We start from the raw sequence: 25,618 nt of genomic DNA, 5'->3' as shown, positions 1-25,618 counted from the left end.
CGAGCCCGGACCTAGCGTGAGGAGCATGACGACACACCAGTCAGCACCCACGCTCGCTCTCGGCCATGCCTCCACCCCCGGCCTGGCCATCCCGCAGATCGGATTCGGTGTCTGGGAGGTCCCGGACTCCAGTGTCGATGCCGCCTTCGGACACGCCCTCGAGGTCGGCTACCGGCACATCGACACGGCGCGCATCTACGGCAACGAGGAGGGCGTCGGCCGTGTCCTCGGACGCGACGACGTCGACCGAGACGACGTGTTCGTCACCACCAAGGTCTGGAACGACGACCACACGGACGTCCCATCAGCCTTCGACGCCTCGATGACGCGCCTCGGGATCGACGTCCTCGACCTCTACCTCATCCACTGGCCGGCACCCGCCCAGGGCGCGTACGTCGACGCGTGGAAGGCGATGCTCGACCTCCAGCGCGAGGGCCGCGTCCGCTCCGTCGGCGTGTGCAACTTCCAGGTGCCGCACCTCCAGCGTCTCCTCGACGAGACGGGCGTCCTGCCCTCGGTCAACCAGGTCGAGCTGAGCCCCTACCTGCAGCAACGTGAGCTGCGCGCCTTCCATGCCGAGCACGGCATCGTCACCGAGGCGTGGAGCCCCCTGGCCGTCCGCGCCGGCCTGCTCGAGGACCCGGGCGTGGTGGAGCTGGCTGCGAAGCACGAGGTCACGGCCGCCCAGCTCGTCCTGCGGTGGCACATCGAGCTCGGCAACGTCGTGCTCACGCGGTCGGTGACGCCCGCGCGCATCGCCGAGAACATCGAGATCTTCGGCTTCGCGCTCGGCCAGGACGACCTCGACGCGCTGGCCGGGCTCGACCGCGGCACCCGCACGGGCCCGGACCCGGACACCTTCGGCTGACCTGCCTCGGCCTGACCTGCCTGGGCCTGACCCGGTCGCGTCCGAGCCACTAGATTGGCGGCATGGGACTGTTCTCGCGCAAGGGCAAGGACGACGCCGTGCCGACGGACGCGACCGCGGTCGCCGAGCTCGACCCGGGTGAGACCGACGACGCAACGGCGGCGGACTTCACGGGTCGTCCCGTCGCCAACCCGCTCGGTGACGAGGAGCGGGCGCGCATCGCCACCGCGCTCGAGCACGCGGCCGGGGAGGGGGTGGACGTCGACGACCTCGCGTCCATCGGAGCCCACTACGACGCCGCCTACCGCCGCTGGTCCGACGAGGGCGGGTCGGGCGAGGGGCCGGAGGTCGTCGTCGAGACGTACGCCGTCGCCATCGGTGAGTACCTCGCACGCCACAGCGCTCGCGAGTGGGCGGTCGTCACCGACGTGTTCGGGACGGACCTGGGGCTGGTCGCGGCCCGCGCCGACACGGTGGTCGTGCCGCACAACCTCGTCGGTGCCCGCTGGATGCGCGGTGAGACCGGGTGGGTCCCCGGCGTCGTCTCGCACCTGGTGAGCATCCGCCCGCGGCCGCGCTGACGCGACCCCTAGGATCGCGGCCATGGACAACGCTGCCCAGGGTGGGCTCGACCGGCGCAGCAAGCGCGACCTGGAGGAGGGGATCCAGCGCGACTTCACGCGCAAGATGTCCTACGGCGACTACCTCCGTCTCGACACGCTGCTCAGCGCGCAGCAACCGCTCAGCGAGCCGCCGCAGCACGACGAGCTCCTCTTCATCATCCAGCACCAGACGTCCGAGCTGTGGCTCAAGCTGCTCATCCACGAGCTGCGGTCTGCCAGAAGCCTGCTCCGCGACGACCAGCTGGCCCCGGCCCTGAAGCGGCTGGCGAGGGTCAAGCACATCCAGCACACGCTCACCGACCAGTGGTCGGTGCTGGCGACGCTGACGCCGAGCGAGTACGCCGAGATCCGGCCCTTCCTCGCGGCGAGCTCGGGCTTCCAGTCGGCGCAGTACCGCGAGGTCGAGTTCCTCCTCGGCAACAAGAACGCCGACATGGTGGCGGTGTTCGCGCACGACGAGGGCGCCCGCGCGGCGCTCGATGCGCTCCTGCACGAGCCGAGCCTCTACGACGAGTTCCTCGCCTATCTCGCACGACGTGGGTATGCCGTGCCGCCGGCCCTGCTGGACCGTGACTGGACCCAGGCCTACCGCCTCGACGACGGACTCGTCGACGTCTTCGCGGGCGTCTACGCCCACCCGGCCGAGCACTGGGGCGTCTACGAGACGTGCGAGGAGCTGGTCGACCTGGAGGACAACTTCCAGCAGTGGCGGTTCCGTCACCTGCAGGTGGTCCAGCGCACGATCGGCCAGAAGACCGGCACGGGTGGGTCGACCGGGGTGGACTTCCTCCGACGGGCGCTCGACCTCACCTTCTTCCCCGAGCTCTACGAGGTCCGCACCCGCATCGGAGGATGACGGCGCCAGGGTCTGGTGGAGCGGCGCAGCGGCCGCGAGGATGGTCGGTGTCGCCACCAACGAACCGGAGGACTCCAGATGGACCCGCGCAACACCGCCGTCGTGCTCATCGAGTACCAGAACGACTTCGCGAGCGAGGGCGGCGCACTGCATGCCGCCGTCGCCGACTCGATGGCCGAGACCGACATGCTCGAGAACACGCAGAGAGTCGTCGAGGCTGCTCGTGAGGCCGGCGCCACGATCATCCACGCCCCGATCTCCTTCGCCGGCGGCTACAAGGAGATCAGCGGCAGCCCCTACGGCATCCTCAAGGGGGTCGTCGACTCCAACGCGTTCGTCAAGGGCGAGTGGGGTTCGCAGATCATCGACGCCCTCACGCCGAGCGGTGACGACATCGTCGTCGAGGGCAAGCGCGGCCTCGACACCTTCGCGAGCACCAACCTCGACTTCATCCTCCGCAGCAAGGGCATCACGACGATCGCCCTGGGCGGCTTCCTCACGAACTGCTGCGTCGAGTCGACGATGCGCTCGGCCTACGAGCGCGGCTACGAGGTCGTCACCCTGAGCGACTGCGTCGCGGCGACCAGCTCCGAGGAGCACGCGAACGCCATCAAGTACGACTACCCGATGTTCTCCAAGCCGATGTCGGGCGACGAGTTCGCAGGACAGCTGGCCGGAGCCGGACAGGCAGCCGACGCGTCGCGGGGCTACTGAACCCGGTCAGCCGGCGGTCTTGGCGCGGACCTGGCGCTTGATGCGGGCCAGCATGGCCACCATGCCGCGCAGGCGCAGTGGCGACACCGCCTCGGCCAGACCGAAGCGCATCGGGGCGTCGTCCGGCACGTCGAGCACCTCGGCCGCGGTCAGGCCGTCGAGGCCCTCGTGGAGGATGCCGGCGAAACCTCGGGTCGTCGGCGCCTCCGCAGGGGCGTCGAAGAAGAGGTTCACGACGCGCTCGTCCAGCGAGACGCCGTCGCCCACCTCGACGGTGAGGAAGAGCGGCGACTGGCACTCGTCGACGCGCTCGAGCTGGTCCAGGTGCCCGGCATAGCGGTCCGGCAGGCCGGGCAGCTCGTCACTGAACTCCAGCAGCAGCTGCAGCTTGAGGTCGTTGGTCGCCGATCGGAAGTCCTCCGCGATCTCGGCCAGCGACGCGGGCAGTGCGGTCTCGCTCACGGGGTTCACCTCTCTATCGGGACGCGCACGGTGTTGCCCCACTCGGTCCACGAGCCGTCGTAGTTGCGGACCGCCTCGAAACCGAGCAGGTGGGTCAGCACGAACCAGGTGTGCGACGAGCGCTCGCCGATGCGGCAGTAGGCGACGACGTCGTCGGACGGCGTGAGGCCCTGCTCCTCGAGGTAGATCGCCTCGAGGTCCTCGCGGGACTTGAACGAGCCGTCCTCGTTGGCCGCGCGCGCCCACGGCACCGACTTCGCCCCGGGGATGTGGCCGCCGCGCATCGCCCCCTCCTGGGGGTAGTCGGGCATGTGGAGCAGCTCGCCGGAGTACTCGCCGGGGGAGCGGACGTCGACGAGCGGCTTGCCGAGGTGGGCCAGGACGTCGTCCTTGAAGGCGCGGATCGGGGCGTCGTCGCGCTCGGCCACCGGGTAGTCGACGGGCGTCGGCGACGGGACGTCGCGGGTCAGCTCACGGCCCTCGGCGATCCACTTGGCTCGGCCGCCGTCGAGGAGGCGCACGTCCTCGTGGCCGAAGAGGCTGAAGACCCACAGGGCGTAGGCCGCCCACCAGTTGCTCTTGTCGCCGTAGATGACCACGGTCGTGTCGCGACGGATCCCGCGCGAGCCCATCACCTCGGCGAACCGGGCCCCGTCGACGTAGTCGCGTGCGACGGGGTCGTTGAGGTCGACGTGCCAGTCGATCTTGACCGCGCCGGGGATGTGGCCGGTCGCGTAGAGCAGCACGTCCTCGTCGGACTCGAGGAGAGCGATCCCGTCCGGGCCGCCGACCGAGCCGGCGGCGATCTGCTCCGCGAGCCACTCGGTCGTCACGAGGCGCTCGGGATGGGCGTACGCGGAGATCTTCGTGTCGTCAGAGCTCATGTGCCCATCGTGTCACGCGAGCTTGTCGAGGTCCTCACGGCACCGTCGCTCGAACTCGCCGAGCTCGGCAATGGCGTCCTGGACGTCCCGGAGCCTCTGGTCGAGGTCGGCCCGGCGCTCGTCGATCTGGTCGAGGACGTACTCGAGCTGGGTGCGCCGACCGCGGGGCGCGTCGAACAGGTCGATGATCGTGCGGATCTCCTCGAGCGGGAATCCCAGCCGCTTGCCGCGCAGGATGAGGCCGAGGCGGGTGCGGTCGCGGCGGTGGTAGACCCGTTGCGTGCCGCGGCGCTCGGGGGAGATCAGGCCGAGGTCCTCGTAGTGACGGACGGTGCGGTGAGTGACGTCGAACTCCTCCGCCACCTCGGCGATCGTCCACGTCGGCGCACTTGTCATGAGGTCGATAGTGCTTTACGTTTACGTCAACGTCAAGCACGCGTCACGAGCGCGTGATGACCGCGACAGCTTCAGGAGAACAGCGATGTTCGAGCTCAGCCAGGATCACGAGGACTTCCGGATGGTCGTCCGCGACTTCGCCGAGAAGGAGGTCGCGCCCAACATCGCCAAGTGGGACGCCGCGGCCTACTTCCCGACCGACCTCGTGCCGAAGATGGGTCACCTCGGACTGTTCGGCCTCGTCGTCCCGGAGGAGTACGGCGGCGCCGGTGACGCGGGCGACTTCACGAGCCTCTGCGTCGCGATCGAGGAGCTCGGTCGCGTCGACCAGTCCATCGGCATCACGCTCTCCGCCGGGGTCGGGCTCGGGATCAACCCGATCCTCACCTACGGCACCGAGGAGCAGAAGCAGCGCTTCCTGCCCGATCTCGTCGCCGGGCGCGCCCTTGCCGGCTTCGGCCTCACCGAGCCGGAGGCGGGCTCCGACGCGGGGGCGACCCGGACGCGCGCCGTCCGTGACGGTGACGAGTGGGTGCTGAACGGTGCGAAGGCCTTCATCACGAACTCCGGCACCGACATCACGTCGGTCGTGACGGTCACCGCACGCACCGGCACCAACGAGGACGGCTCGCCGCAGGTCTCGGCGATCATGGTCCCGGCCGGCACCACCGGCTTCGTCGTGGAGCCGGCGTACCACAAGCTCGGCTGGCACGTCTCCGACACCCACGGCCTCACCTTCGAGGACTGCCGCGTCCCGGCGGACCACCTGCTCGGCGAGGAGGGCGAGGGCTTCAAGCAGTTCCTCAAGACCCTCGACGACGGGCGCATCGCCATCTCGGCGCTCGCCGTCGGCTGCGCCCAGGCCTGCCTCGAGCTCGCCACCGACTACGCGAAGACGCGCACCGCGTTCGGCCGGCCGATCGGCGTCAACCAGGGTGTCTCCTTCCAGCTCGCCGACCTCGCCGTCATGGTCGAGGGTGCGCGGCTGCTGACGTACAAGGCCGCCTGGCTCAAGGACGAGCTCCACGCCGGCAAGCGCTCGGTCAAGGAGGTCAAGCAGGCAGCCGCCATCGCCAAGCTCTACTCGACCGAGGCCGCCGTCACCGCCACGCGCATCGCCACCCAGGTCTTCGGCGGCAACGGCTTCATGGAGGAGTACCCCGTCGCGCGCTTCTACCGCGACGCGAAGATCCTCGAGATCGGCGAGGGCACCTCGGAGGTCCAGCGCATGCTCATCGCCCGCGGCCTGGGTCTGCCGGCATGACCGGGAGCGCCCCGAACCCCCAGGGAGACCCTCGCGTCGCCGACGTGCGGGCCCGCCTCGCGGCCGCCCAGGCGGCCTCCGCGAGCGCGCCGGAGAAGGCGCAGGCCAAGCTCGACGCGCAGGGCAAGATCTACGTCCGCGACCGCATCGCCCTGCTCTTCGACGAGGGCTCCTTCGTCGAGGACGGCCGCTACGCGAACGCCCTCCAGCCCGGGCTCCCGGCCGACGGCGTCGTCACGGGTCGGGGGACCGTCGACGGCCGTGCCGCGATCGTCATCGCCAACGACCCGACCGTGAAGGCCGGATCGTGGGGGGCACGCACCGTCGAGAAGATCGTCCGCGCCACCGAGACGGCGCTGCGCGAGGAGCTTCCCGTCTTCTGGTTCGTCGACTCCGCCGGCGCCCGCATCACCGACCAGGTCGAGATGTTCCCCGGTCGCCGCGGTGCCGGACGCATCTTCCACAACCAGGTCGCCCTCTCGGGCAAGGTGCCCCAGATCTGCTGCCTGTTCGGCCCGAGTGCGGCCGGAGGCGCCTACATCCCGAGCTTCTGCGACCTCATCATCATGGTCGAGGGCAACGCCTCGATGTACCTCGGCAGCCCGCGCATGGCCGAGATGGTCGTCGGCGAGAAGGTCTCCCTCGAGGAGATGGGTGGCGCGCGGATGCACTGCACCGTCTCCGGTGTCGGTGACCTGCTCGCCCACGACGACGCCGAGGCCATCGAGCTGGCCAAGCTCTACTTCTCCTACGTTCCCGGCAGCTGGCGGGACCACCCGCCGACGTATGCCGCCGAGGAGCCCGCGACGCCACTGACCCCCGCGACCGTTCCCGAGCGCGAGTCGGTGCCCTTCGACGTCCACGAGGTCATCGACGGGCTCGTCGACGACGACTCCTTCTTCGAGCTGAAGCCCCTCTGGGCCGGCGAGCTCGTCATCGGCTTCGGGCGCCTCGAGGGGCAGACCGTCGGCATCGTCGCGAACAACTCCATGGTCAAGGGCGGCGTCCTCTTCACGGACAGCGCCGACAAGGCCGCGCGCTTCATCTGGCTCTGCGACGCCTTCAACATCCCGCTCGTCTACCTCGCGGACGTCCCGGGCTTCATGATCGGCTCCGAGGTCGAGCGCGGCGGGATCATCCGCCACGGCGCCAAGATGGTCAGCGCCGTCTCGTCCGCGACGGTGCCCCAGTTCTGCGTCATCGTGCGCAAGGCCTACGGCGCCGGGCTCTACGCCATGGGCGGCCCCGGCTTCGGGCCCGACGCGACCATCGCGCTGCCGACCGCCCGGATCGCCGTCATGGGACCCGAGGCCGCCGTCAACGCGGTCTACGCGAACAAGATCGCCGAGATCGCCGACCCGGCCGAGCAGGCGCGGTTCGTCGCCGACCGCCGCCGCGAGTACGAGGAGGACGTCGACATCGAGCGCCTCGCGGCCGACCTCGTGCTCGACTCGATCATCGAGGCGGATGAGCTGCGCTCGGACCTCGTGCGCCGACTGGCCTATGCTTCCCGGCGTGACCGTCACTTCAGCGAGCGCCGACGCGCCGTCCCGCCGGTCTGAGCCGCGTCTCGGTCACCGGCTCGAGCACCCCGACCGCGAGGCCGAGGCGAAGCAGCTGTTCTGGCGCCGCTTCCCGGTCTGGTTCCCGTTCGCCGTCTTCGCCGTCTCGCGGCTCTTCGTGTGGGTCGCGGCCACCTACCTCTCGCGCTACCAGATCGCGCTGCCCATCGGGACGGCGAACATCCGGATCTTCTACCCCTCCCCGGCGGACCCCGGCTACAACGCCGTGATGACCGGCTGGGACGGCCAGTGGTACCGGGTCATCGCCGAACAGGGCTACCCCTCGGTCCTGCCTCGGGTCGGCTGGGGCGGCATCGACATGAACCCGTGGGCCTTCTTCCCGGTGTTCCCGATGACGGCCGGACTGGTCATGAAGGTCACCGGGCTGCCTTTCGCCGTCGTGGCTCCCGTGCTGTCGACGATCATCGGTTTCGTCGCGATGCACATGCTCTTCAAGCTCGTCGACCAGGCGGTCGGGCGCTGGGAGGCGATCGTCGCCGTCGTCGCGACCTGCTTCTTCATCGCCTCCCCGGCCTTCTCGGCCTCCTACACCGAGTCGACCGCCCTGCTCGGCGTCGTCACGGTGCTGTGGCTGCTGCGCAAGCGGCGGTACTGGTGGGTCGTGCTGGCCCTGCTCGTGCTCTCGCTGAGCCGCAACGTCGTCATCGCCATGGTGCCGGTCATCGTCGCCCACTGGGTCGTGCGCTGGCGGCAGCACGACGAGGGAGAGCACCCGGTGCGGCTGCGTGTCGGGTTGGGGGCGCTCGCGGCATACGCCGGCGCCCTGACCTTCCTCTGGCCCACGATCGTCACGATCGCGACCGACACACCGAACGCCTACAACGACACGATGCTCGCCTGGAACATCGAGACGAAGATCAAGCTCTACCTGTGGTGGAACCTGCTCTACGACTACTGGGGCGTCGTCGGCCAGGTCGCCGGAGTGCTCGGCATCGCAGCCTTCACGTGGTTCATGCTCTCGAAGAACTCGTGGCGCTGGGGGCCGGAGATCTGGGGCTGGGCCGGCGCCTACCCGGCCTACATCATCCTCGTGACGAGCACGACGCCGAGCCGGGTGCGCTACGCCCTGCTGGCCTTCCCGATGACGCTGGTCATCGCCTGGTTCCTCAAGCTGCGCTGGTGGGGCCGCTACCGCTACTGGCTGCTCGGTCTCATCGTCGTCGTCGGCGCCGCCCAGATGTGGTGGTGGACCGAGCACTACCTCGTCATCGAGAACCTCACGGACGACCTCTACCCCTGAGGCCCGATCTGTCGCAGCCGGCGGCAGTCAGCCGCAGTCAGGCCGGCGTCGCAGGCTCCCGACGACGTCGAACCAGTCGATGCCCGCGTCGGCGAGCAGCTCGCGCAGCAACGGCAGAGACAGGCCGACGACGTTGTGGGGGTCGCCCTCGACCGAGCTGACGAACGCGCCACCGAGCCCGTCGATGGTGAAGGCGCCCGCCACCGTGAGCGGCTCGCCGGTGGCGACGTAGGCCTTGATCTCGGCGTCGGAGACCTCGGCGAAGTGCACGGTCGTGGATGCCGTCGCACCGAGGGTGGCCCCGCTCCCGTCCCGCTCGTCGATGAGCCAGTGCCCGGTGTGGAGCACGCCGGCGCGACCGCGCATCCGGCGCCACCGCAGGACCGCCTCCGCGGCGTCGGCCGGCTTGCCGTGCACCTCGCCGTCGAGCTCGAGCACCGAGTCGCAGCCGAGCACGACGACGTCGTCGTCGACCCGACTCGCGACGTCCTCCGCCTTGGCCCGTGCCAGCAGCAGCGCGATGTCGGCGGGCTCCAGCATGCCGTAGCGCTCGGTCGACTCGGCGACGGTGAGGTCCTCGTCGACCTCGCTGACGACGACGACCGGCTCGACACCCGCAGCGCGCAACGTCGAGCGGCGCGCGGGTGAGGCCGAGGCGAGGACGAGCTGGACGGCGGGCACGGCGGGCACGGCGGGGACGGCAGGGACGTCCGGCACGTCGGGGAGGGGGCTCGACATGACGCCATGGTAGGCGCCGCGTCGGGCTCTGGGGCGCCGACGGCGCCGCCCCGGGGGAGCGGCGCCGCAGGTGCGAGGCTCAGATCTCCTGCAGCACCGCCGCGCGCAGGGTGTCGAGGCCGACGCCTCCGATGTCGAGGGCCCGCCGGTGGAAGGCCTTGAGGTCGAAGGCGTCACCCTCGCGCTGCCGGACCTCGTCACGCAGCTGCAGCCACAGCCGCTCACCGATCTTGTAGCTGGGCGCCTGGCCCGGCCAGCCGAGGTAGCGGTTGAGCTCGAAGCGCAGGATCTTCTCGTCCATGAAGCCGTAACGGGTGAGATAGGCCCACGCCTTGTCGTAGTCCCAGGCGCCCCCGCCGACCTCGTCCGGTGCGTCGAAGCCGCAGTGCACGCCGATGTCGATGACGACGCGAGCAGCCCGAAGCGACTGTCCTGCAAGCCAACCCATGCGGTTGCCGGGATCGTCCATGTAGCCCAGCTCGGCCATGAGCCGCTCGGCGTAGAGGGCCCAGCCCTCACCGTGGCCGGAGGTCCACGCCTCGAGCCGGCGCCACCGGTTGAGCAGCTCGGAGCGGTAGACGGTCTGCGCCACCTGGAGGTGGTGACCCGGCACGCCCTCGTGGTAGACCGTGGTCAGCTCGTTCCACGTGCGGAACTCGGTGTTGCCCTTGGGCACCGACCACCACATGCGACCGGGCCGGCTGAAGTCGTCGGACGGACCGGTGTAGTAGATGCCGCCGGTCTGCGTCGGCGCGATCATGCACTCGATGCGCTGGACCGGCCCCGGGATGTCGAAGTGGACGTCCTTGAGGTCTGCGATGACCTCGTCGGCGCGCTCCTGCATCCAGGCCTTGAGCGCGTCGGTGCCGTGCAGCTGGTACTTCTCGTCGGCGTCGAGGATCTCGACGCCACGCTGGACGGAGGCACCGGCCTCGAGGCCGTCGGCGATCTCGCTCATCTGGGCGTGGAGGCTCGCGACCTCCTGCTGGCCCCACCGGTAGGTCTCCTCGAGGTCGACCGTGGCGCCGAGGAAGTAGCGCGACTCGAGGGCGTAGCGCTCGCGGCCGCACGCGTCGGCCTCGGGGGCGTGTGGCAGCAGCTCCTGCTCGAGCCAGTCGGCCATGGACCCGTATGCCGCAGCAGCAGCCTGGGCCGCCGCGGCGAGCGCCTGCTGGACCTCGCCCTCGAGCGGCTCGTCGCCGACCGTCGCGTCGGCCACCACCTTGGCGAAGTAGCCGTCGTCGGCGGTGAGCTCGCGCGACTGCTCGGCGCAGGCCTCGACCTGGCGACGCGGCGAGACCTGTCCGCGCTCGCGAGCGAGGAGCAGCGACTCGCGGTAGCCCTCGAGCGCGGCGGGGATCTTGCCCATGCGGGTCGCGAAGGTGCGCCAGTCGTCGATGGTGTGCTGCGGCATGAGGTCGAAGACGTCGCGCACGCTCTGGAGGGGCGACGCGAGGACGTTGAGCGACATCTCGTCCAGCCCGGCGGCATACCGGTCCTCCGCGAGCTGCAGGCGCTCGGTCATGGCGTCGATCGTCACGCGGTCGACGTCGTCGGCCGCAGCAGCGGCAGCGAGCCGGGTCAGGGTCGTGCGGCGCAGCTCGGAAGCGGCGGCGTTGCCGGCGGGGGACAGGTCGTCGAGGTCCTCCTCGCCGCCGGGCACGCCGAGGAAGGTCGCGTTGATGGGGCTGAGGGCGACGGCAGCGTCGAAGTAGGTCTCCGCGATGCGGTCGACGTCGGTGCGGGGTCGCGCGGTCTGGGTGTTGGCGGTCACCCGGCGAAGGTAATCGAGGCCGCGCTCGGGTGCCAGCGCATTGTGCGCCGGTCGGACCCGTCCGCGCCTGCCGTCAGTCGTTGCCGCCGGACGAGCCGCCCTTGTCGCCACCGGCCACCACGAGAACGACGACCCCGTCGGCCGTCCGCGCACCCGGAGCGGGCCAGGTCGCGAGCACCTGGCCCTCCTTGGAGCCGTCGGAGGGGACCGTGACCCTGGTGACCCGGACGTCCTCGGAGCCCAGGCGCTGCGTCGCGTCCTTGGCGCCGGCGCCCACGACGCCGTCCGGCACGACGAAGGAGGAGTTGACCTTGTCGGGTGCATGCCCGCGGCTCACGACGAGGGCCACGGTCTGCCCCTTCGACATCGGCTGTCCCTCGGCGGGGAAGGAACCCATGACCGCACCCTCGGGCTCGCCCGAGCGCACGAGGACCCAACGGACGTTGACCCCCAGGCCGATGAGCTCCTTGACCGCGGCGTCGCGTTGCTGGCCGACGAGGCCGGCCGGAACGGCGCTGCCGTCGGCCGGCGGAGCGGTCGTGGGCGGCGCGGAGGGCGACGAGGAGGCGCTTGCCGAGGGACGCGTGCCCGCGGCGGCCGGGGTCTGCGGGTCCGATCCCGAGAGCAGGACGTACGCGAGGACCGCGACGAGCGCCACGACGGCGGCCCCCAGCACCCAGACGACACGGTTGGCACCCGACCGGCCACGACGCGCAGCGGCGGTCGAGCGGCGAGTCGTCTCGGCGGGACGCTCCGCCGGCGGCGAGGCCGCCGGCATCTTCGCCGTGCTCAGCGCCGGGTCGGCCGCAGGGCTGCTGGCAAGGTCGGCGGCAGGGACGGCCGCCGCGGAGGCGGCCGGATAGCTCACGGTGGCCTGCCCCGAGCGGGTCGCGGCCTCGGCCGCCGCCGCGGCGCCGAGATCGAGGACGGCGGTCGCGTCGCCTGACGGCAGGGCGCGGGTAGCGGCGTCGGCGAGGGGCTCGTGGACGCGCAGCGCAGCGGCCATCGCGTCGGCGTCGGGGAAGCGGTCGGCCGGGGACTTGGCCGTGGCCCGCGCGACGACCTCGTCGAGGTTCGCCGGCAGGTCGGCCACCCGGGAGCTGGGCAGCGGCACGGGCTCGTCGAGGTGACGGATGGCCACCGCGACGGGGGTGTCGCCGTCGAACGGGACGGCTCCCGTCAGCATCTGGAAGAGCAGGATGCCGAGGGAGTAGAGGTCGGACGACGGCGTCGTGGCCTCACCGCGGGCCTGCTCGGGAGCGACGTACGCGGCGGTCCCCATCACCGTGCCGGTGTCGGTGAGCGACGCCTGCCCCAAGGCGCGGGCGATGCCGAAGTCGGTGACCTTGACCGTGCCGTCCGGTCGGACGATGACGTTGCCGGGCTTGACGTCCCGGTGCACGACCCCGGAACGGTGGGCCGTCGCCAGGGCGGCACACACCTGCTCGGCGACGCGCACGGCGTCGCTGGGGGTGAGCCGGCCGTGCTCCCGGATCAGGTGCGCAAGGTCCGAGCCCTCCGCATACTCCATGACGATGAAGTGGGACGCGCCGTCGACGCCGTAGTCGTAGACCTGCGCGATGTTCGGGTGGGAGAGCCGGGCGGCGGTCAGGGCCTCACGCCGGAACCGCTCGATGAAGTCCGGGGACTCGGCGAACGCGGGGGAGAGCACCTTGACGGCGACCCGGCGGCCGAGGCGGTCGTCGGTCGCGAGGTACACCTCACCCATGCCTCCGACGGCGATGCGCTCGCCCAGCGTGTAGCGCTGCGCGATGCGGAGGGTGGGGGTCGAGTCGACGGACATGGGCAACGAGACTAGGGGAACCGGCTGTGGATGGGCCAACCGAGCGGGCCCGCCACGGCCCGTGGTCGCCCCTCCCGAAGGGGCGACCACGGGCCGCTCGTCACGAGACGAGGGCGTACAGGAAGTAGCGATCGGCGCCGGACTTGACGGGCGCCGTGACCGTGGAGCTGTAGACGACGACGCTGCTGCAGGTCGAGGTGTACCGCTTCTTGGTGACGACGAAGCGCTTGGCCGCCTTGTACTGCTGCAGGCGCTTGGTCTGGCCGCTGGGGACGTTGAGCGTGTAGGTGAAGGACTGGGTGCCGCTGTAGCCGGCCCCGACCGTGATGCCGAGCGACGTGCTCGCCTTGGCGAAGACGACGCCTGCCTCCGCGGAGACCGTGGCCGTCATGGAGGCCTGGACGTTCCACGTGCGGCCCTTGGTCAGCGACACGGACCCGGGACCCTTGACGTAGGAGCTGCTGAGGCTGGTGCGCTTCCACACGGTGGAGACGGAGCTGAACGTGTAGTAGGTCTGGCCGGCCTCGGCGCACATGGCGCTGGCCGGTGCGGCGGTGACGACGGCGGTGGCGCCGCTGAGGGCGAGGCCGAGGGCGGTGGCGGACGAGAGGAGGCGACGCTTCACTGGGTTTCTCCCTGGTTCGAGGTTCTAGGTGCTCGAAACCTAGGGACGTCCCGGACGAAGAGGATGAGTCGGACTACTCAAAGCCCTGCCGGCCGGCCGACTGCGTCAGCGCGGCAGGCCGGTGCTCCTCCAGCCGCCGTGGCGCGCCGACGGACCGACCAGTCGCCAGGACGGGTCGGACCACGCCGACCGCGCGTGGTCCGGGGCGGCCTCGCCGCCGCCGAGAGCGGCGAGCACCACGACGAGCGCGGCGAGCTCCTCCGCGGTCGGACCGCCGGTCACGTGGATGGCAGCCGCCGGCGAGATCGCCGCTGGAAGCTGCGTCGGGCCGGCGCTCACAGCGGGATGTTCCCGTGCTTCTTGGGCGGCAGCGTCTCGCGCTTGTTCTGCAGCGCCCGCAGGGCCCGGGTGACGTTCATCCGGGTGTTGGACGGGCTGATGACGGTGTCGATGTAGCCGCGCTCCGCCGCGATGTAGGGGTTGGCCAGCGTCTCCTCGTAGTGCGTGATGAACTGCTGGCGCTGCGCGTCGACGTCACCACCCTGCTCCGCGGTGTGCTTGAGCTCCTTGCGGTAGAGGATGTTGACGGCCCCCTGCGCGCCCATGACGGCGATCTGGCCGGTGGGCCAGGCGAGGTTGATGTCGGCGCCGAGGTGCTTGGAGCCCATGACGTCGTAGGCGCCGCCGTAGGCCTTGCGGGTGATCACCGTGATCTTCGGGACGGTGGCCTCGGCGTAGGCGTAGATGAGCTTGGCGCCGCGGCGGATGATGCCGTCCCACTCCTGGCTCGTGCCGGGCAGGAAGCCGGGCACGTCGACGAAGGTCAGCACCGGCACGTTGAAGCAGTCGCACGTGCGCACGAAGCGCGCGGCCTTCTCGGACGCGTCGATGTCGAGGCAGCCGGCGAACTGCATCGGCTGGTTGGCCACGACCCCGACCGACATGCCGTCGATCCGGGCGAAGCCGGTGATGATGTTGGGCGCGAAGAGCGGCTGGACCTCGAGGAACTCGCCGTCGTCGACGACGTGCTCGATGACGTGCTTCATGTCGTAGGGCACGTTGGGCGAGTCCGGGATGCACGTGTCGAGCCAGCGGTCGTCGTCGGTGACGGTGAGGTCGCCGTCACCGTCGCCGTAGGCCGGTGGGGTGTCCATGTTGTTGCTCGGCAGGTAGGACAGGAGCGCCTTGACGTAGTCGATGGCGTCCTGCTCGTCGGTGCCCATGTAGTGCGCGACGCCCGACTTCGTGTTGTGGGTCTGCGCGCCGCCCAGCTCCTCGAAGCCGACGTCCTCCCCGGTGACGGTCTTGATGACGTCGGGTCCCGTGATGAACATGTGCGAGGTCTGGTCGACCATGACGGTGAAATCGGTGATGGCGGGGGAGTAGACGGCGCCACCGGCGCACGGGCCCATGACGAGGGAGATCTGCGGGATGACGCCCGAGGCGCGGACGTTGCGGAAGAAGATCTCGCCGTAGAGCCCGAGGGAGACGACCCCCTCCTGGATGCGGGCGCCGCCGGAGTCGTTGAGGCCGATGACGGGGCAGCCGATCTTCATGGCGAAGTCCATGACCTTGACGATCTTCTCGCCGAAGACCTCACCGAGGGACCCGCCGAAGACGGTGAAGTCCTGGGCGAAGACGGCCACCTGCCGCCCGTCGACCATGCCGTAGCCGGTGACGACGCCGTCGCCGTAGGGCCGGTTCTTCTCCTGGCCGAAGTTGTTGCTGCGGTGCCGGGCGTACTTGTCGAGCTCGATGAAGGTGCCCTCGTCGAGGAGCATCTCGATGCGCTCGCGGGCGGTCTTCTTGCCGCGCGCGTGCTGCTTGTCGACGGCCCGCTCCGAACCGGCGTTGGCGACCTCCGCGACCCGGCGCCTGAGGTCCGCCAGCTTCCCCGCGGTGGTGCCGAGATCGGACGCTGGGGACGCTGGCGTCGTGCTCTGGTCCGACGTGCTGGTCGGCTGCTCTGCGACGGCGTGATCGGTTGCCATGCTCGGCACTCTAGCCTTGTGGACGTGCGCGATTCGCTCGACATCGAGACTGTGAGTGCGGCCTTGGTCACGTCCGGGGTCACGCCCGGGGTCACGCCCGGGGTCGCGTCCGGACGGCCGTGGCGCGGGGTCGAGTTCCACCCTGCCCTCGGGTCGACGAACACCCGCCTGCGCGAGCTGCTCACCGGGGCGTCCCCGGCGAGCGGTGCGTATGCCGTGTCGCCGCCTGACGTCGACCCCGGCCTCTGGTGGGTCGTCCTCACCGACCACCAGACCGGTGGTCGCGGACGGCTCGGTCGGGTATGGACGGTCCCGGACCGGGCCTCGCTCGCCGTCAGTGTCGCCGTGCCCGTCACGGACCCGGCCCAGGCCGGGTGGATGCCACTCCTCGCGGGGCTGGCCCTCTCGCGCGCCGTGGCCGAGGTGACCGAGGCCGCCGGCCACCCGCTCACGTCCCGGCTCAAGTGGCCGAACGACGTGCTTCTCGCCGACGACGGGGACCGCAAGCTCAGCGGCATCCTCTGTGAGCTCGTCACGTCCGGGGGGCGCTCGGCGGTCGTGGTCGGTACCGGCGTCAACGTCGACCAGACCCGCGACGAGCTGCCCGTGGAGACGGCCACGTCGCTGGCGCTCGCCGGCAGCGCCGTGCGCCGGGAGGACCTCCTCGTGGCCTACCTCGACCACCTCGCAGGCGTCATCGTGGGGGCGGGTGCGCAGGTCGGCGCACCCGAGGAGTCCGGCGAGCGCGACGCGGTGCGGACGGCATACCGCTCGGCGTGCGCCACCCTCGGTCGGGAGGTGCGCGTGCACCTGCCGACCGGAGGCGCTGCCGAGGGCACCGCGGTCGCGGTCGACGACGACGGCGGGCTCGTCGTGCGCACGGCCGACGGCCTGCGGACGTTCGCCGCGGGTGACGTCGTCCACGTGCGAGCCGCAGCCGGCGGACTGGCATGATCGGCCCATGAGCGAGCCGGGGAGCGAGCCGGGGAGCGAGCCGGGCAGCGGGTCGGGAGCCGGGCCGGGGGCCGAGCCGGAGGCCCAGCCCGCGAGCAAGCCTGGAGCCGAGCGCGCCGGGCGGCCGAACGAGGACTTCACCGAGCAGCTGCTCGGCCGTCCGCTCGACCTGCGCCGACGCGACGTGAGCCGCGGGGCCGAGGTGTCGCTGCTGTCGGCACGCAAGTTCTGGCACGCCCTGGGCTTTCCCGTCGTGGACACCGACGACGAGCTGTTCACCGAGGCCGACCAGAAGGCGCTGGCCGCCGTCGCCGGGATCGTGCGCGACGGCCTGCTCGACGAGCCGACCGCACTCGCGATGACGCGTGCCTTCGCCCGCTCGGCCGACCGTCTGGCGGGCTGGCAGTCGCAGCTGATCGCCGAGGCCGTCGAGAACCACATGACGGCGGCCCTGGCCGACGAGGTCGACGACGACGAGCACGAGTCCCGGTCGGTGCCCGGCATCGAGACCGCCACCGAGACGGCGAAGCGCCTCGCGGTGCTCACCGACCGCCTCGAGCCGCTCCTCGTCTACGCGTGGCGCCGGCACCTGTCGGCCACCGTGGCCCGCATGCTCGCCGACGCCGACCCCGAGTCCTACGGCATGACGAAGATGCGGTCGGTCGGCTTCGCCGACCTCGTCAACTTCACCGCCCTCGTGCGGCGCCTGTCGGAACGCGACCTCGCGCGGCTCGTCTCCCGCTTCGAAGCCCTCTCGGCCGACGTCATCACGGCCCACGGAGGACGTCTGATCAAGACCGTCGGCGACGAGGTGCTCTTCACGACGATGGGCGCGGCCCCGGCCGCGGCCATCGCACTCGACCTCGTCGAGACGATGACGAACGACGACGTCCTGCCCGACGTGCGGTGCGGCATGGCCCGGGGGCCGATCATCTCGCGCCTGGGAGACGTGTTCGGCACGACCGTGAACCGGGCCTCGCGCCTGACCGCCGTCGCCCAGGCGGGGAGCGTGCTCGTCGACGCGACGATGGCACGCGAGCTCGCCAGCCTCTCCGGCTTCGAGCTGACCGGACAGCGACGACGCATCCTGCGCGGCGTCGGTCCCGTCACGCCCTCGCTCCTGCGCCGGGCGACGTCCGCCGGTCGCCGTTCCGTCTCGGGGGCGCCGACCCCCGACCCCACCCACCGAGCCGGCTCGCGCCCCGACGCGTGAGTCCCGAAGGAGACCGACGCATGCCGTCAACGCCGTCAGTGCCCACCGGAGCCGACGCCACCGCGGACGGGGAGACTGGTCAGCCGGTCCTCGTCCGCGTCGAGCGATTCGAGGATCCCGGACTCGCCCACGTCGCCGAGATCGTCCTCGACCGCCCCGAGGCCATGAACGCCGTGTCCACCGCCATGGCCCGCGCCATCGCGGCAGCGACGGCCCAGGTGGCGGCGGACGAGTCGGTCCGGTGCGTCGTGCTGACCTCGAGCCACGAGAAGGCCTTCTGCGTCGGCGCCGACCTCAAGGAGCGCAACGGGTTCAGCGACGCCGACCTCATGGAGCAGCGTCCGGTGGCCCGGGCGGCCTACGGCGGCGTGCTCGACCTGCCGGTTCCGGCGATCGCGGCGGTCGACGGCTTCGCCCTGGGTGGGGGATTCGAGCTGGCCCTGTCGTGCGACGTGGTCGTCGCGGGCGAAGGGGCGGTGGTCGGCCTGCCCGAGGTGAGTGTCGGCGTCATCCCGGGCGGGGGCGGCACGCAGCTGCTCGTGCGACGGGTCGGGTGGTCCCGTGCGGCCCGGGCCATCTTCAGCGCTGCGCGGCTGTCGGCGGCGCAGGCCCTGGAGCTCGGCGCCGTCGACGAGGTGGTCCCGGCGGGCTCGGCCCGCGAGGCAGCCCTCGAGCTGGCCCGGACCATCTCGGCGAACTCGCCCGTCGGGCTGCGCAACGCCAAGCGGGCCATGCGGCTCGGAGCAGATGTCGGGCTCGACGCGGGGCTCGAGATCGAGGACGCCTGCTGGCGCGCCACCGCTTTCTCGGGCGACCGGCGCGAGGGCGTCGCCGCGTTCGCAGAGAAGCGGCGGCCCGACTGGCCCGGTCGCTGACACGCCGCCGGGGTGCCACCTGTTCGCGCTCGGGGGAACTGCCTCGCCGACCGTCGGGGCGTCAGGGTGCAATTCGGGCCGATGTCGATAGGCTCACGACGGTCGGTGCGCCCCCGGACCGGCAGATCTTGAGGACGGTGACATGACCCGAGTGCTCCTGGCGGAGGACGACCCAGCCATCTCCGAACCGCTGGCCCGTGCGCTGCGGCGGGAGGGCTACGACGTCGACGTGCGCGAGGACGGCCTGGCCGCCCTCGACGGTGCCAAGGAGAACCCCGACCTCGTGCTCCTCGACCTGGGGTTGCCGAAGATCGACGGGCTCGAGGTGTGCCGGCGGATCCGGGCCGAGGGGCGCGCCATCCCGGTGCTCATCCTCACCGCCCGTGCCGACGAGGTCGACACCGTCGTGGGCCTCGACGCCGGCGCCGACGACTACGTCACCAAGCCCTTCCGGCTCGCCGAGCTGCTCGCTCGCGTCCGGGCGCTGCTGCGGCGCACCCCGACCGAGGTCGTCGCGTCAGGTGAGCTCGTCCGCATCGACTCCGACGGCCGTCGGGCCTGGTTCAAGGGCGAGGAGCTGCAGCTGACCGCCAAGGAGTTCGACCTGCTGCGCGTCCTCGTGCGCGAGCAGGGCAAGGTCGTCTCCCGCGAGCAGCTGATGCGCGAGATCTGGGACACCGCGTGGTTCGGCTCCACCAAGACCCTCGACATGCACATCTCGGTGCTGCGCCGGAAGCTCGGCGACGACGCGACCTCGCCCCAGTACATCGCCACCGTCCGCGGTGTCGGCTTCCGCTTCGAGCGACCTCCGGCCGAGTGACCGTGCGCCGGGTGCTCGACCGGATGGTCCTCGTCGGCGCAGTCGTCTGCGCCGGGTCGTTCGTCCTGCTCTCCACGGTCGTCGTCACCTGGGCCGTGACGCAGCGGCCGTCGGCCCTCACCTCCTGGATCACCTCCGACCCCACGGTCGGGATCGCCAGGTTCGCGGCAGTCATGCTCGGGATCGGGGCTCTCAGCGGAGGCGCGGCCTACCTCGCCACGCTGCGGGTTCGCGCGCACGTCGAGCAGTCCTCGCGCGAGCTCGTCCACCTCGCGAACCGCTTCGCCGCGGGGGAGGCGCGTCTGACCCCGGTGCACTCCGACATCGACGAGATCGACCACGTGGCCGGGGTCATGAACCGGCGCGCCCACGACATGACGAAGTCGCTGGCCGCCGAACGTGACTTCGCGGCGGACGCCTCGCACCAGCTGCGCACGCCCCTGACCGCCCTGCTCATGCGCCTGGAGGAGATCTCCGAGACCGACGACGGCGAGGTGGTCAAGGAGGAGGCGACCATCGCGATCGCCCAGGTCGAGCGTCTGACCCGCGTCGTCGACGACCTGCTCGGCCGCACCCGTGGGTCCGGTGGGCCGTCGCCTGCCGTGTCCCTCGACTCGGTCATCGCCGCCCTGCAGCGCGAGTGGCAGCCGGCCTTCGAGCAGGCCCGCCGCTCGGTGCGCGTGCGCGGCGAGCGCGGACTCTTCGTCAGGTCGACCCCGGTCGCGCTCTCGCAGGTCCTCTCGACCCTGCTCGAGAACTCCCTCGTGCACGGCCGGGGGACCGTCGACGTCCACGCACGTCGCTCGGGTCCGTCGGTCATCGTCGAGGTCAGCGACCAGGGTGACGGCGTGCCGGCCGCCATGGCGCCGCACATCTTCGAGCGCTCCGTGAGCAGCGGCGCCGGCGGCAGCACCGGCCTGGGCCTCGCCCTGGCGCGCGACCTCGCCGAGTCCAACGGGGGGCGCCTCGACCTCGTCCAGGCGCAGCCGGCCCGCTTCGCCCTCTTCCTCTCCGAGGCCGAGACGGACTGAGGGGCAGGCCGCCAGGCCGCCGCGGGTGTGGCCGAGGAGCCGCGCGCCGCAGTGTCCTCGAAGCAGCAGGGAACCCCCGGTCCTGCGGGGTAGGGTGCCCGCGTGAGGCGCCTGCATGAGTTCCTGTTCGTGCGCCACCGGCACAACTGGCTGCTCCTGCTCCGGTTTGCGGTGGTGGGCGCCTCGGGCGTGCTCGTCAACCTGCTGACGCTCGTCGTCGTCAAGAAGCTCGGCCCCGGGTTCAACCAGGCCATCGTGCCGGTGCCCGGCACGGACTTCAACGTCCGCTGGTACCACGTCTACTCGACGATCGCCTTCCTCGTGGCCAACCTCTGGAACTTCCAGCTCAACCGCACGTGGACGTTCCGCACGAGCAAGCACGCCCGCTGGTGGCACGAGTACTGGCCGTTCCTCGCCGTGGGCCTGCTCGGGCAGGTCGTCGGGCTCGTGCTGCTGACCCTGCTCATGCACCTCGACTCGCCGATCCACCTCTCACCCACGGTGCTCGACGACTCGACGGGCTTCCGCACCCGGCTCTACTGGGCGCAGCTCATCGTCATCGCCGTCGTCACCCCGGTGTCCTTCGTGCTCAACAAGGTGTGGACCTTCGCGGCCGTGCGAACCCACCACCCGGACCTCGCCGACCCCAGCCACGTCGAGGCGGTGCTCACCGAGGATGACGGGGCGGCCGCCGGTGCCGCTGCGGGCCCGACGTCCGCGGTCCCGGGCCGCCACGACCCGCTGGTCTGACGCCGACTACGCTTGGGCCGCGTGAGCCAGCCGAAGCGCGCCCCCGGAGGATTTCCCGTCGTCGGTGTCGTGGGAGGCGGACAGCTCGCCCGCATGATGCAGGGCTCGGCGGTCGAGCTGGGCGTCCAGCTGTCGGTCCTCGCCGAGAGCGACACCGCGGCCGCTGCGCTCGTCGTGCCGAGCTCTCCCGTGGGGGAGCACACCGACCTCGAGACCGTGCGCGAGTTCGCGCGCCACTGCGACGTCGTCACCTTCGACCACGAGCACGTGCCACCGGCCGTCCTCGAGGCGCTCGAGGCAGACGGGGTGGCCATCCACCCGACCCGCGCGGCCCTCAACTTCGCCCAGGACAAGCTCGCGATGCGCAGCCGGCTCACCGAGCTGGACATCGCCTGCCCGCGCTGGGCCCGTGCCACGACCGCCGAGGAGGTCACGGCGTTCGGCGACGAGGTCGGGTGGCCCATCATCGCCAAGACACCTCGGGGCGGCTACGACGGCAAGGGCGTGGCGGTCGCGTCGAGCGCTGCGGACCTCAGCGAGTGGATCTCGCGGATCGGTGAGCCCGGTCCCCTCGAAGGGGGACTCCTGCTCGAGGAGAAGGTCGACTTCGTCCGCGAGCTCGCCGTCCTCATCGCGCGCAGCCCGTCCGGGCAGGCCGCCGCCTGGCCGGTCGTCGAGACGGTGCAGACCGACGGCATCTGCACCGAGGTGCTCGCGCCCGCGCCCGCGCTCGACGCCGACCTCGCCTCGGTCGCGACGGAGGCCGCGCTCCGCATCGCCGGCGAGCTCGGCGTCACCGGCGTGCTCGCCGTCGAGATGTTCGAGGTGCGGCCCGGGACGGGCGGCGCGGCGGCCTATGTCGTCAACGAGCTCGCGATGCGACCGCACAACAGCGGTCACTGGTCGATGGACGGCGCCGTCACCGGGCAGTTCGAGCAGCACCTGCGAGCCGTGCTCGACCTGCCGCTCGGCGACCCCCGCCCGCGGGCTCCGTGGACCGTGATGGCCAACGTGCTCGGCGGCGACTACGAGCACCTTTACCCGGCCTACCGTCACATCATGGCCCGCGACCCCGGCGCCAAGGTCCACGTCTACGGCAAGGGCGTGCGACCGGGGCGCAAGATCGGCCACGTCAACGTCAGCGGCGCCGACCTCGGCGATGCGCGAGAGCGTGCCGGACACGCAGCCGACTACCTCCGAGGAGTGATCACCGAATGAGCGAGAGCCCCCAGAGCAAGCAGAGCGGCCAAACCGGGCCGGCACCCGTCGTCGGCATCGTCATGGGCAGCGACAGCGACTGGCCCGTCATGCGCGAGGCCGCCCGCGCCCTCGAGGAGTTCGGCATCCCCTACGAGGCCGACGTCGTCTCGGCCCACCGCATGCCGGACGAGATGATCGCCTACGGGCAGGGCGCGGCGGGTCGCGGGCTGCGGGTCGTCATCGCCGGGGCCGGCGGGGCCGCGCACCTGCCCGGCATGCTCGCGTCCGTGACACCGCTGCCGGTCGTCGGGGTGCCGGTGCCCCTGAAGTACCTCGACGGCATGGACTCGCTGCTCTCGATCGTCCAGATGCCGGCGGGGGTGCCGGTCGCGACCGTGTCGATCGGCGGCGCCCGCAACGCCGGTCTGCTGGCCGCGCGCATCGTCGGGACCGGAAGCGACGAGCTCGCAGCCGACGTCCGGGAGCAGATGCTCACCTTCCAGGCCGACCTGCGCGACCAGGCGCACGCCAAGGGAGCGTCACTGCGCGAGCAGGTCGCCCGCGGTCTGACCGACTGAGCCCGAGCCCTGACCCCGTGCTGACGCGGGGATGGATGCGGACCGGGCAGACGGCATACGGCCCCTGCGTGAACGTCACACCATCACACCGTCAGTCGGGCAGTGCGAGGAAGCCGCGCACCACGGCGGTGAACGTGGCCGGCTGGTGGGCGTGGACGAGGTGCCCCGCGTCGATGCGCACGAGCCGGCCGTCCGCGACCGTCTCGGCCATCTGGGCGACGTGCTCGCGCGGCATCGGGCTGGCCGGACCGCCCCACACCACGAGCGTGGGGGCGGTGACGGACGCGATGACGCGAGGCCATCGCGGGTCGGGGTCGTCGACCTGGGCCCGCACCTGCAGCACGGCGTCCCAGTCGAAGGCCAGGTCGCCCTCCGGTCGGGTCGGTGCCAGTGGCTCCCGACGGTGCGGCACGGGGACGTCCTCCAGGACGAGCCGGCGGACGAGGTCGGGCCGGCGGCTCGCCAGGAGACAGGACACGAGGCCACCGAGGGAGTGGGCGACGACGTCGACCGGTCGGCCGTGCTCGGCGGCCAGAGCGGCAGCCACGACCTCGAGGTCGTCGGCCAGCTCCGTGAGCGCGTAGCCGCCGGGCCGGGGGCTCGCGCCGTGACCACGCAGGTCGACCGCCACGACGAGCCTGTTCTCGACGAGACCGGCCGCCACCTCGGCCCAGTCCGCCGAGGTGTCTCCGGTGGCGTGGACGAGGAGGACGGGCGGAAGCGCACCGGGCTCGCCCCAGCAGCGTGTGAAGAGCGCGACCGCCACCACGGCCGGGGTCAGTCGGTGATGGCGCCGGCGCCGTCGCCGGGCTGGATCCGGGGGTACTCGATCTTCGGGCAGGTGTCCATGACGACGGCGAGCCCGGCCGCCTCGGCCCGTGCCGCGGCGTCCTCGTCGATGACCCCGAGCTGCAGCCACAACGCCTCGATGCCGAGGCGTTCGCGCTCGGCGACGGCCTCGTCGACGACGGCCCCGACCCGCTCACTGTTGACGAAGCAGTCGACGACCTTGACGACGGTGCCGTCCGGGATGTCCGACAAGGTCTTGTAGCCCTGGCAGCCGTGCACGGTGGCCGCGCTCGGGTGGACCGGGACGAGGCGCGTGCCGAGCTCGCGCTGGAGCCACAGCGACACGCGGTAGGCGGTGCGGTCGGGGTTGTCGCCGAGCCCGACGACGGCCCAGGTGGCCGGGGTGTGCAGCAGGTCCCGGATGACGTCCGGGTCGTTGTGGTGGTGCGGACTCATGTCGCCATCCTCACACGCGGTGCCCGGCGGATCGCGTCCGGACCTGTCCCGGCACCGCGTGGTTGGATGGCGGGATGCGATTCGGAATGTTCGTTCCCCAGGGCTGGCGGATGGATCTCGTCGGCATCGAGCCGGCCCAGCAGTGGGAAGCCATGGTCAACCTCGCCAAGCACGCCGACGACGGGGACGTCTTCGACTCCATCTGGGTCTACGACCACTTCCACACGGTGCCGCAGCCCTCGGGTGAGGCGACGCACGAGGCGTGGTCGCTCATGGCCGGCTTCGGCGCCGCGACGAGCCGGGTGCGCCTGGGTCAGATGTGCACGTGCATGGCCTACCGCAACCCCGCCTACCTCGCCAAGGTGGCCGCGACCGTCGACGTCATCTCCGGTGGCCGCACCGAGATGGGCATCGGTGCGGGCTGGTACGAGCACGAGTGGCGCGCCTACGGCTACGGCTTCCCCAAGGCGGGCGACCGCCTCGGCGCGCTCCGCGAGGGCGTGCAGGTCTTCCGTGACATGTGGACGAAGGGCTCGGCCACGCTCGACGGGAAGTACTACCAGGTCGACGGCGCCCTCTGCGCGCCCCGGCCGCTGCAGGGCACGAGCCACCCCGGCAGCGCCCTCAACGGCATCCCGATGTGGATCGCCGGCGGTGGCGAGAAGGTGACGCTGAAGATCGCGGCGCAGTACGCCGACTACACGAACTTCGACGGCAGCCCCGAGGGCTTCGACCACAAGAGCGAGATCCTCAAGGGCCACTGCGACGACCTCGGCCGCGACTTCGGCGACATCGTGCGCTCGGCCAACTACAACGTCGTCATCGGCGAGACCGACGCCGACGTCGAGGACCGCCTGCAGTTCTACGGCGAGCTGCTCCGCAAGGGCGGCGTCGCCGACGACAAGGCCGCCGGGGCCGTCGAGGACCTGCGCAAGCAGCCTGCCGTCGGGACCCCCGACAAGATCGTGTCGATGTTCAAGGACATGGAGGCGCGTGGCATGACGTATGCCATCACGTACTTCGCCGAGGCCGCCTACGACCGCTCGGGCATCGAGCTCTTCGAGCAGACCGTCGCCCCGGAGCTCAAGGCCTGACCCTCCTGCTCCGAGCCCGCCGTTAGAGGTGGTGCC

At 71.4% G+C, this 25,618-nt stretch carries 27 protein-coding genes; 16 read left to right on the top strand and 11 right to left on the bottom strand.

The features are described 5' to 3' along the window. The first annotated feature begins 25 nt into the window (after positions 1 to 25). From ABD831_RS19130 to ABD831_RS19115, 4 genes are all read left to right on the top strand, one after another. Positions 26 to 868, top strand: coding sequence for an aldo/keto reductase (locus ABD831_RS19130; protein WP_344950499.1), 843 nt, complete (start codon positions 26 to 28; stop codon positions 866 to 868). Positions 869 to 930: 62 nt separating this feature from the next. After that, positions 931 to 1,449, top strand: a complete 519-nt coding sequence (locus ABD831_RS19125; protein WP_344950496.1) for a DUF3806 domain-containing protein — start codon at positions 931 to 933, stop codon at positions 1,447 to 1,449. 22 nt (positions 1,450 to 1,471) lie between these two features. Then, a complete protein-coding gene (locus ABD831_RS19120) occupies positions 1,472 to 2,347 on the top strand; it encodes a tryptophan 2,3-dioxygenase (RefSeq protein ID WP_344950493.1) in 876 nt (291 codons plus the stop codon). Between the two features lie 78 nt (positions 2,348 to 2,425). After that, positions 2,426 to 3,061 carry a cysteine hydrolase family protein gene (locus ABD831_RS19115; RefSeq protein ID WP_344950490.1) on the top strand — a complete coding sequence of 212 codons (636 nt, stop codon included), beginning with the start codon at positions 2,426 to 2,428 and terminating at the stop codon, positions 3,059 to 3,061. Positions 3,062 to 3,067: 6 nt separating this feature from the next. On the opposite strand, the gene ABD831_RS19110 is transcribed toward ABD831_RS19115, so the two are convergent. The 3 genes from ABD831_RS19110 to ABD831_RS19100 are packed head-to-tail and all read right to left on the bottom strand — an operon-like array spanning position 3,068 to position 4,803. Then, the gene (locus ABD831_RS19110) at positions 3,068 to 3,523 is read right to left on the bottom strand and encodes a SufE family protein (RefSeq protein ID WP_344950487.1); all 456 of its coding nucleotides are present in this window, start codon (positions 3,521 to 3,523) and stop codon (positions 3,068 to 3,070) included. Between the two features lie 5 nt (positions 3,524 to 3,528). Next, positions 3,529 to 4,407 carry a sulfurtransferase gene (locus tag ABD831_RS19105; protein WP_344950484.1) on the bottom strand — a complete coding sequence of 293 codons (879 nt, stop codon included), beginning with the start codon at positions 4,405 to 4,407 and terminating at the stop codon, positions 3,529 to 3,531. A 12-nt stretch (positions 4,408 to 4,419) separates the two neighbouring features. Beyond that, on the bottom strand, positions 4,420 to 4,803 hold the full coding sequence (locus ABD831_RS19100) for a MerR family transcriptional regulator (RefSeq protein ID WP_344950481.1): 384 nt from the start codon (positions 4,801 to 4,803) through the stop codon (positions 4,420 to 4,422). Positions 4,804 to 4,888: 85 nt separating this feature from the next. Here ABD831_RS19100 and ABD831_RS19095 point away from each other — a divergent pair, with 85 nt between their 5' ends. The 3 genes from ABD831_RS19095 to ABD831_RS19085 are packed head-to-tail and all read left to right on the top strand — an operon-like array spanning position 4,889 to position 8,890. Beyond that, positions 4,889 to 6,067, top strand: coding sequence for an acyl-CoA dehydrogenase family protein (locus ABD831_RS19095; RefSeq protein WP_344950478.1), 1,179 nt, complete (start codon positions 4,889 to 4,891; stop codon positions 6,065 to 6,067). Beyond that, positions 6,064 to 7,629: an acyl-CoA carboxylase subunit beta gene (locus ABD831_RS19090; RefSeq protein WP_344950475.1), complete on the top strand. Its 1,566-nt coding sequence runs from the start codon at positions 6,064 to 6,066 to the stop codon at positions 7,627 to 7,629. The genes ABD831_RS19095 and ABD831_RS19090 overlap by 4 nt, the downstream gene beginning before the upstream one ends. Then, positions 7,583 to 8,890 (top strand): hypothetical protein, encoded by a 1,308-nt coding sequence (locus tag ABD831_RS19085; protein WP_344950470.1) that lies wholly within the window; start codon positions 7,583 to 7,585, stop codon positions 8,888 to 8,890. The genes ABD831_RS19090 and ABD831_RS19085 overlap by 47 nt, the downstream gene beginning before the upstream one ends. Positions 8,891 to 8,917: 27 nt before the next feature. Here the strand turns inward: ABD831_RS19085 and ABD831_RS19080 are convergent, their stop codons facing one another. The 6 genes from ABD831_RS19080 to ABD831_RS19055 all read right to left on the bottom strand — a co-directional run bounded on the left by ABD831_RS19080 (position 8,918) and on the right by ABD831_RS19055 (position 15,822). Next, positions 8,918 to 9,628 carry a Maf family protein gene (locus ABD831_RS19080; RefSeq protein WP_344950467.1) on the bottom strand — a complete coding sequence of 237 codons (711 nt, stop codon included), beginning with the start codon at positions 9,626 to 9,628 and terminating at the stop codon, positions 8,918 to 8,920. A 79-nt stretch (positions 9,629 to 9,707) separates the two neighbouring features. Next, positions 9,708 to 11,402, bottom strand: a complete 1,695-nt coding sequence (locus ABD831_RS19075; RefSeq protein ID WP_344950463.1) for a DUF885 domain-containing protein — start codon at positions 11,400 to 11,402, stop codon at positions 9,708 to 9,710. A 73-nt stretch (positions 11,403 to 11,475) separates the two neighbouring features. Next, the gene (gene pknB / locus ABD831_RS19070; protein WP_344950460.1) at positions 11,476 to 13,206 is read right to left on the bottom strand and encodes a Stk1 family PASTA domain-containing Ser/Thr kinase; all 1,731 of its coding nucleotides are present in this window, start codon (positions 13,204 to 13,206) and stop codon (positions 11,476 to 11,478) included. Between the two features lie 100 nt (positions 13,207 to 13,306). Continuing rightward, positions 13,307 to 13,831, bottom strand: a complete 525-nt coding sequence (locus ABD831_RS19065) for a hypothetical protein (protein WP_344950457.1) — start codon at positions 13,829 to 13,831, stop codon at positions 13,307 to 13,309. Positions 13,832 to 13,936: 105 nt separating this feature from the next. After that, complete coding sequence (locus ABD831_RS19060; protein ID WP_344950454.1) at positions 13,937 to 14,170, bottom strand: acyl-CoA carboxylase epsilon subunit; 234 nt, start codon at positions 14,168 to 14,170, stop codon at positions 13,937 to 13,939. After that, a complete protein-coding gene (locus tag ABD831_RS19055; RefSeq protein WP_344950451.1) occupies positions 14,167 to 15,822 on the bottom strand; it encodes an acyl-CoA carboxylase subunit beta in 1,656 nt (551 codons plus the stop codon). Before ABD831_RS19055 ends, ABD831_RS19060 begins: the two co-directional genes overlap by 4 nt. A gap of 24 nt (positions 15,823 to 15,846) precedes the next feature. Here ABD831_RS19055 and ABD831_RS19050 point away from each other — a divergent pair, with 24 nt between their 5' ends. From ABD831_RS19050 to purE, 8 genes are all read left to right on the top strand, one after another. Next, on the top strand, positions 15,847 to 16,776 hold the full coding sequence (locus tag ABD831_RS19050; RefSeq protein WP_344950447.1) for a biotin--[acetyl-CoA-carboxylase] ligase: 930 nt from the start codon (positions 15,847 to 15,849) through the stop codon (positions 16,774 to 16,776). A 7-nt stretch (positions 16,777 to 16,783) separates the two neighbouring features. Then, positions 16,784 to 17,989 carry an adenylate/guanylate cyclase domain-containing protein gene (locus tag ABD831_RS19045; RefSeq protein ID WP_344950444.1) on the top strand — a complete coding sequence of 402 codons (1,206 nt, stop codon included), beginning with the start codon at positions 16,784 to 16,786 and terminating at the stop codon, positions 17,987 to 17,989. Positions 17,990 to 18,009: 20 nt separating this feature from the next. After that, positions 18,010 to 18,864 (top strand): enoyl-CoA hydratase-related protein, encoded by an 855-nt coding sequence (locus ABD831_RS19040; RefSeq protein WP_344950440.1) that lies wholly within the window; start codon positions 18,010 to 18,012, stop codon positions 18,862 to 18,864. Positions 18,865 to 19,006: 142 nt separating this feature from the next. Next, positions 19,007 to 19,684: a response regulator gene (locus ABD831_RS19035; protein ID WP_142179813.1), complete on the top strand. Its 678-nt coding sequence runs from the start codon at positions 19,007 to 19,009 to the stop codon at positions 19,682 to 19,684. 11 nt (positions 19,685 to 19,695) lie between these two features. Beyond that, entirely contained in the window at positions 19,696 to 20,715 is a 1,020-nt protein-coding gene (locus ABD831_RS19030) for a sensor histidine kinase (protein ID WP_425582854.1), read from the top strand. A 102-nt stretch (positions 20,716 to 20,817) separates the two neighbouring features. After that, positions 20,818 to 21,465, top strand: coding sequence for a GtrA family protein (locus ABD831_RS19025; RefSeq protein WP_344950436.1), 648 nt, complete (start codon positions 20,818 to 20,820; stop codon positions 21,463 to 21,465). Between the two features lie 21 nt (positions 21,466 to 21,486). Next, positions 21,487 to 22,683, top strand: a complete 1,197-nt coding sequence (locus ABD831_RS19020; RefSeq protein WP_344950433.1) for a 5-(carboxyamino)imidazole ribonucleotide synthase — start codon at positions 21,487 to 21,489, stop codon at positions 22,681 to 22,683. After that, positions 22,680 to 23,243 (top strand): 5-(carboxyamino)imidazole ribonucleotide mutase, encoded by a 564-nt coding sequence (purE, locus tag ABD831_RS19015; RefSeq protein WP_344950421.1) that lies wholly within the window; start codon positions 22,680 to 22,682, stop codon positions 23,241 to 23,243. Before ABD831_RS19020 ends, purE begins: the two co-directional genes overlap by 4 nt. 91 nt (positions 23,244 to 23,334) lie before the next feature. Here the strand turns inward: purE and ABD831_RS19010 are convergent, their stop codons facing one another. Further along, positions 23,335 to 24,009, bottom strand: coding sequence for an alpha/beta fold hydrolase (locus ABD831_RS19010; protein WP_344950418.1), 675 nt, complete (start codon positions 24,007 to 24,009; stop codon positions 23,335 to 23,337). An 11-nt stretch (positions 24,010 to 24,020) separates the two neighbouring features. Then, on the bottom strand, positions 24,021 to 24,488 hold the full coding sequence (locus ABD831_RS19005; protein WP_344950414.1) for a CoA-binding protein: 468 nt from the start codon (positions 24,486 to 24,488) through the stop codon (positions 24,021 to 24,023). A 74-nt stretch (positions 24,489 to 24,562) separates the two neighbouring features. On the opposite strand from ABD831_RS19005, the gene ABD831_RS19000 reads away from it, so the two are divergent. Further along, positions 24,563 to 25,582, top strand: a complete 1,020-nt coding sequence (locus ABD831_RS19000; protein ID WP_344950411.1) for an LLM class F420-dependent oxidoreductase — start codon at positions 24,563 to 24,565, stop codon at positions 25,580 to 25,582. Positions 25,583 to 25,618: the final 36 nt, after the last annotated feature.

Source organism: Terrabacter ginsenosidimutans, from assembly GCF_039539425.1.
Lineage (GTDB): Bacteria > Actinomycetota > Actinomycetes > Actinomycetales > Dermatophilaceae > Terrabacter > Terrabacter ginsenosidimutans.
Note: the sequence above shows the minus strand (reverse complement) of the source record. Positions and strands in the feature narration are given on the sequence as shown.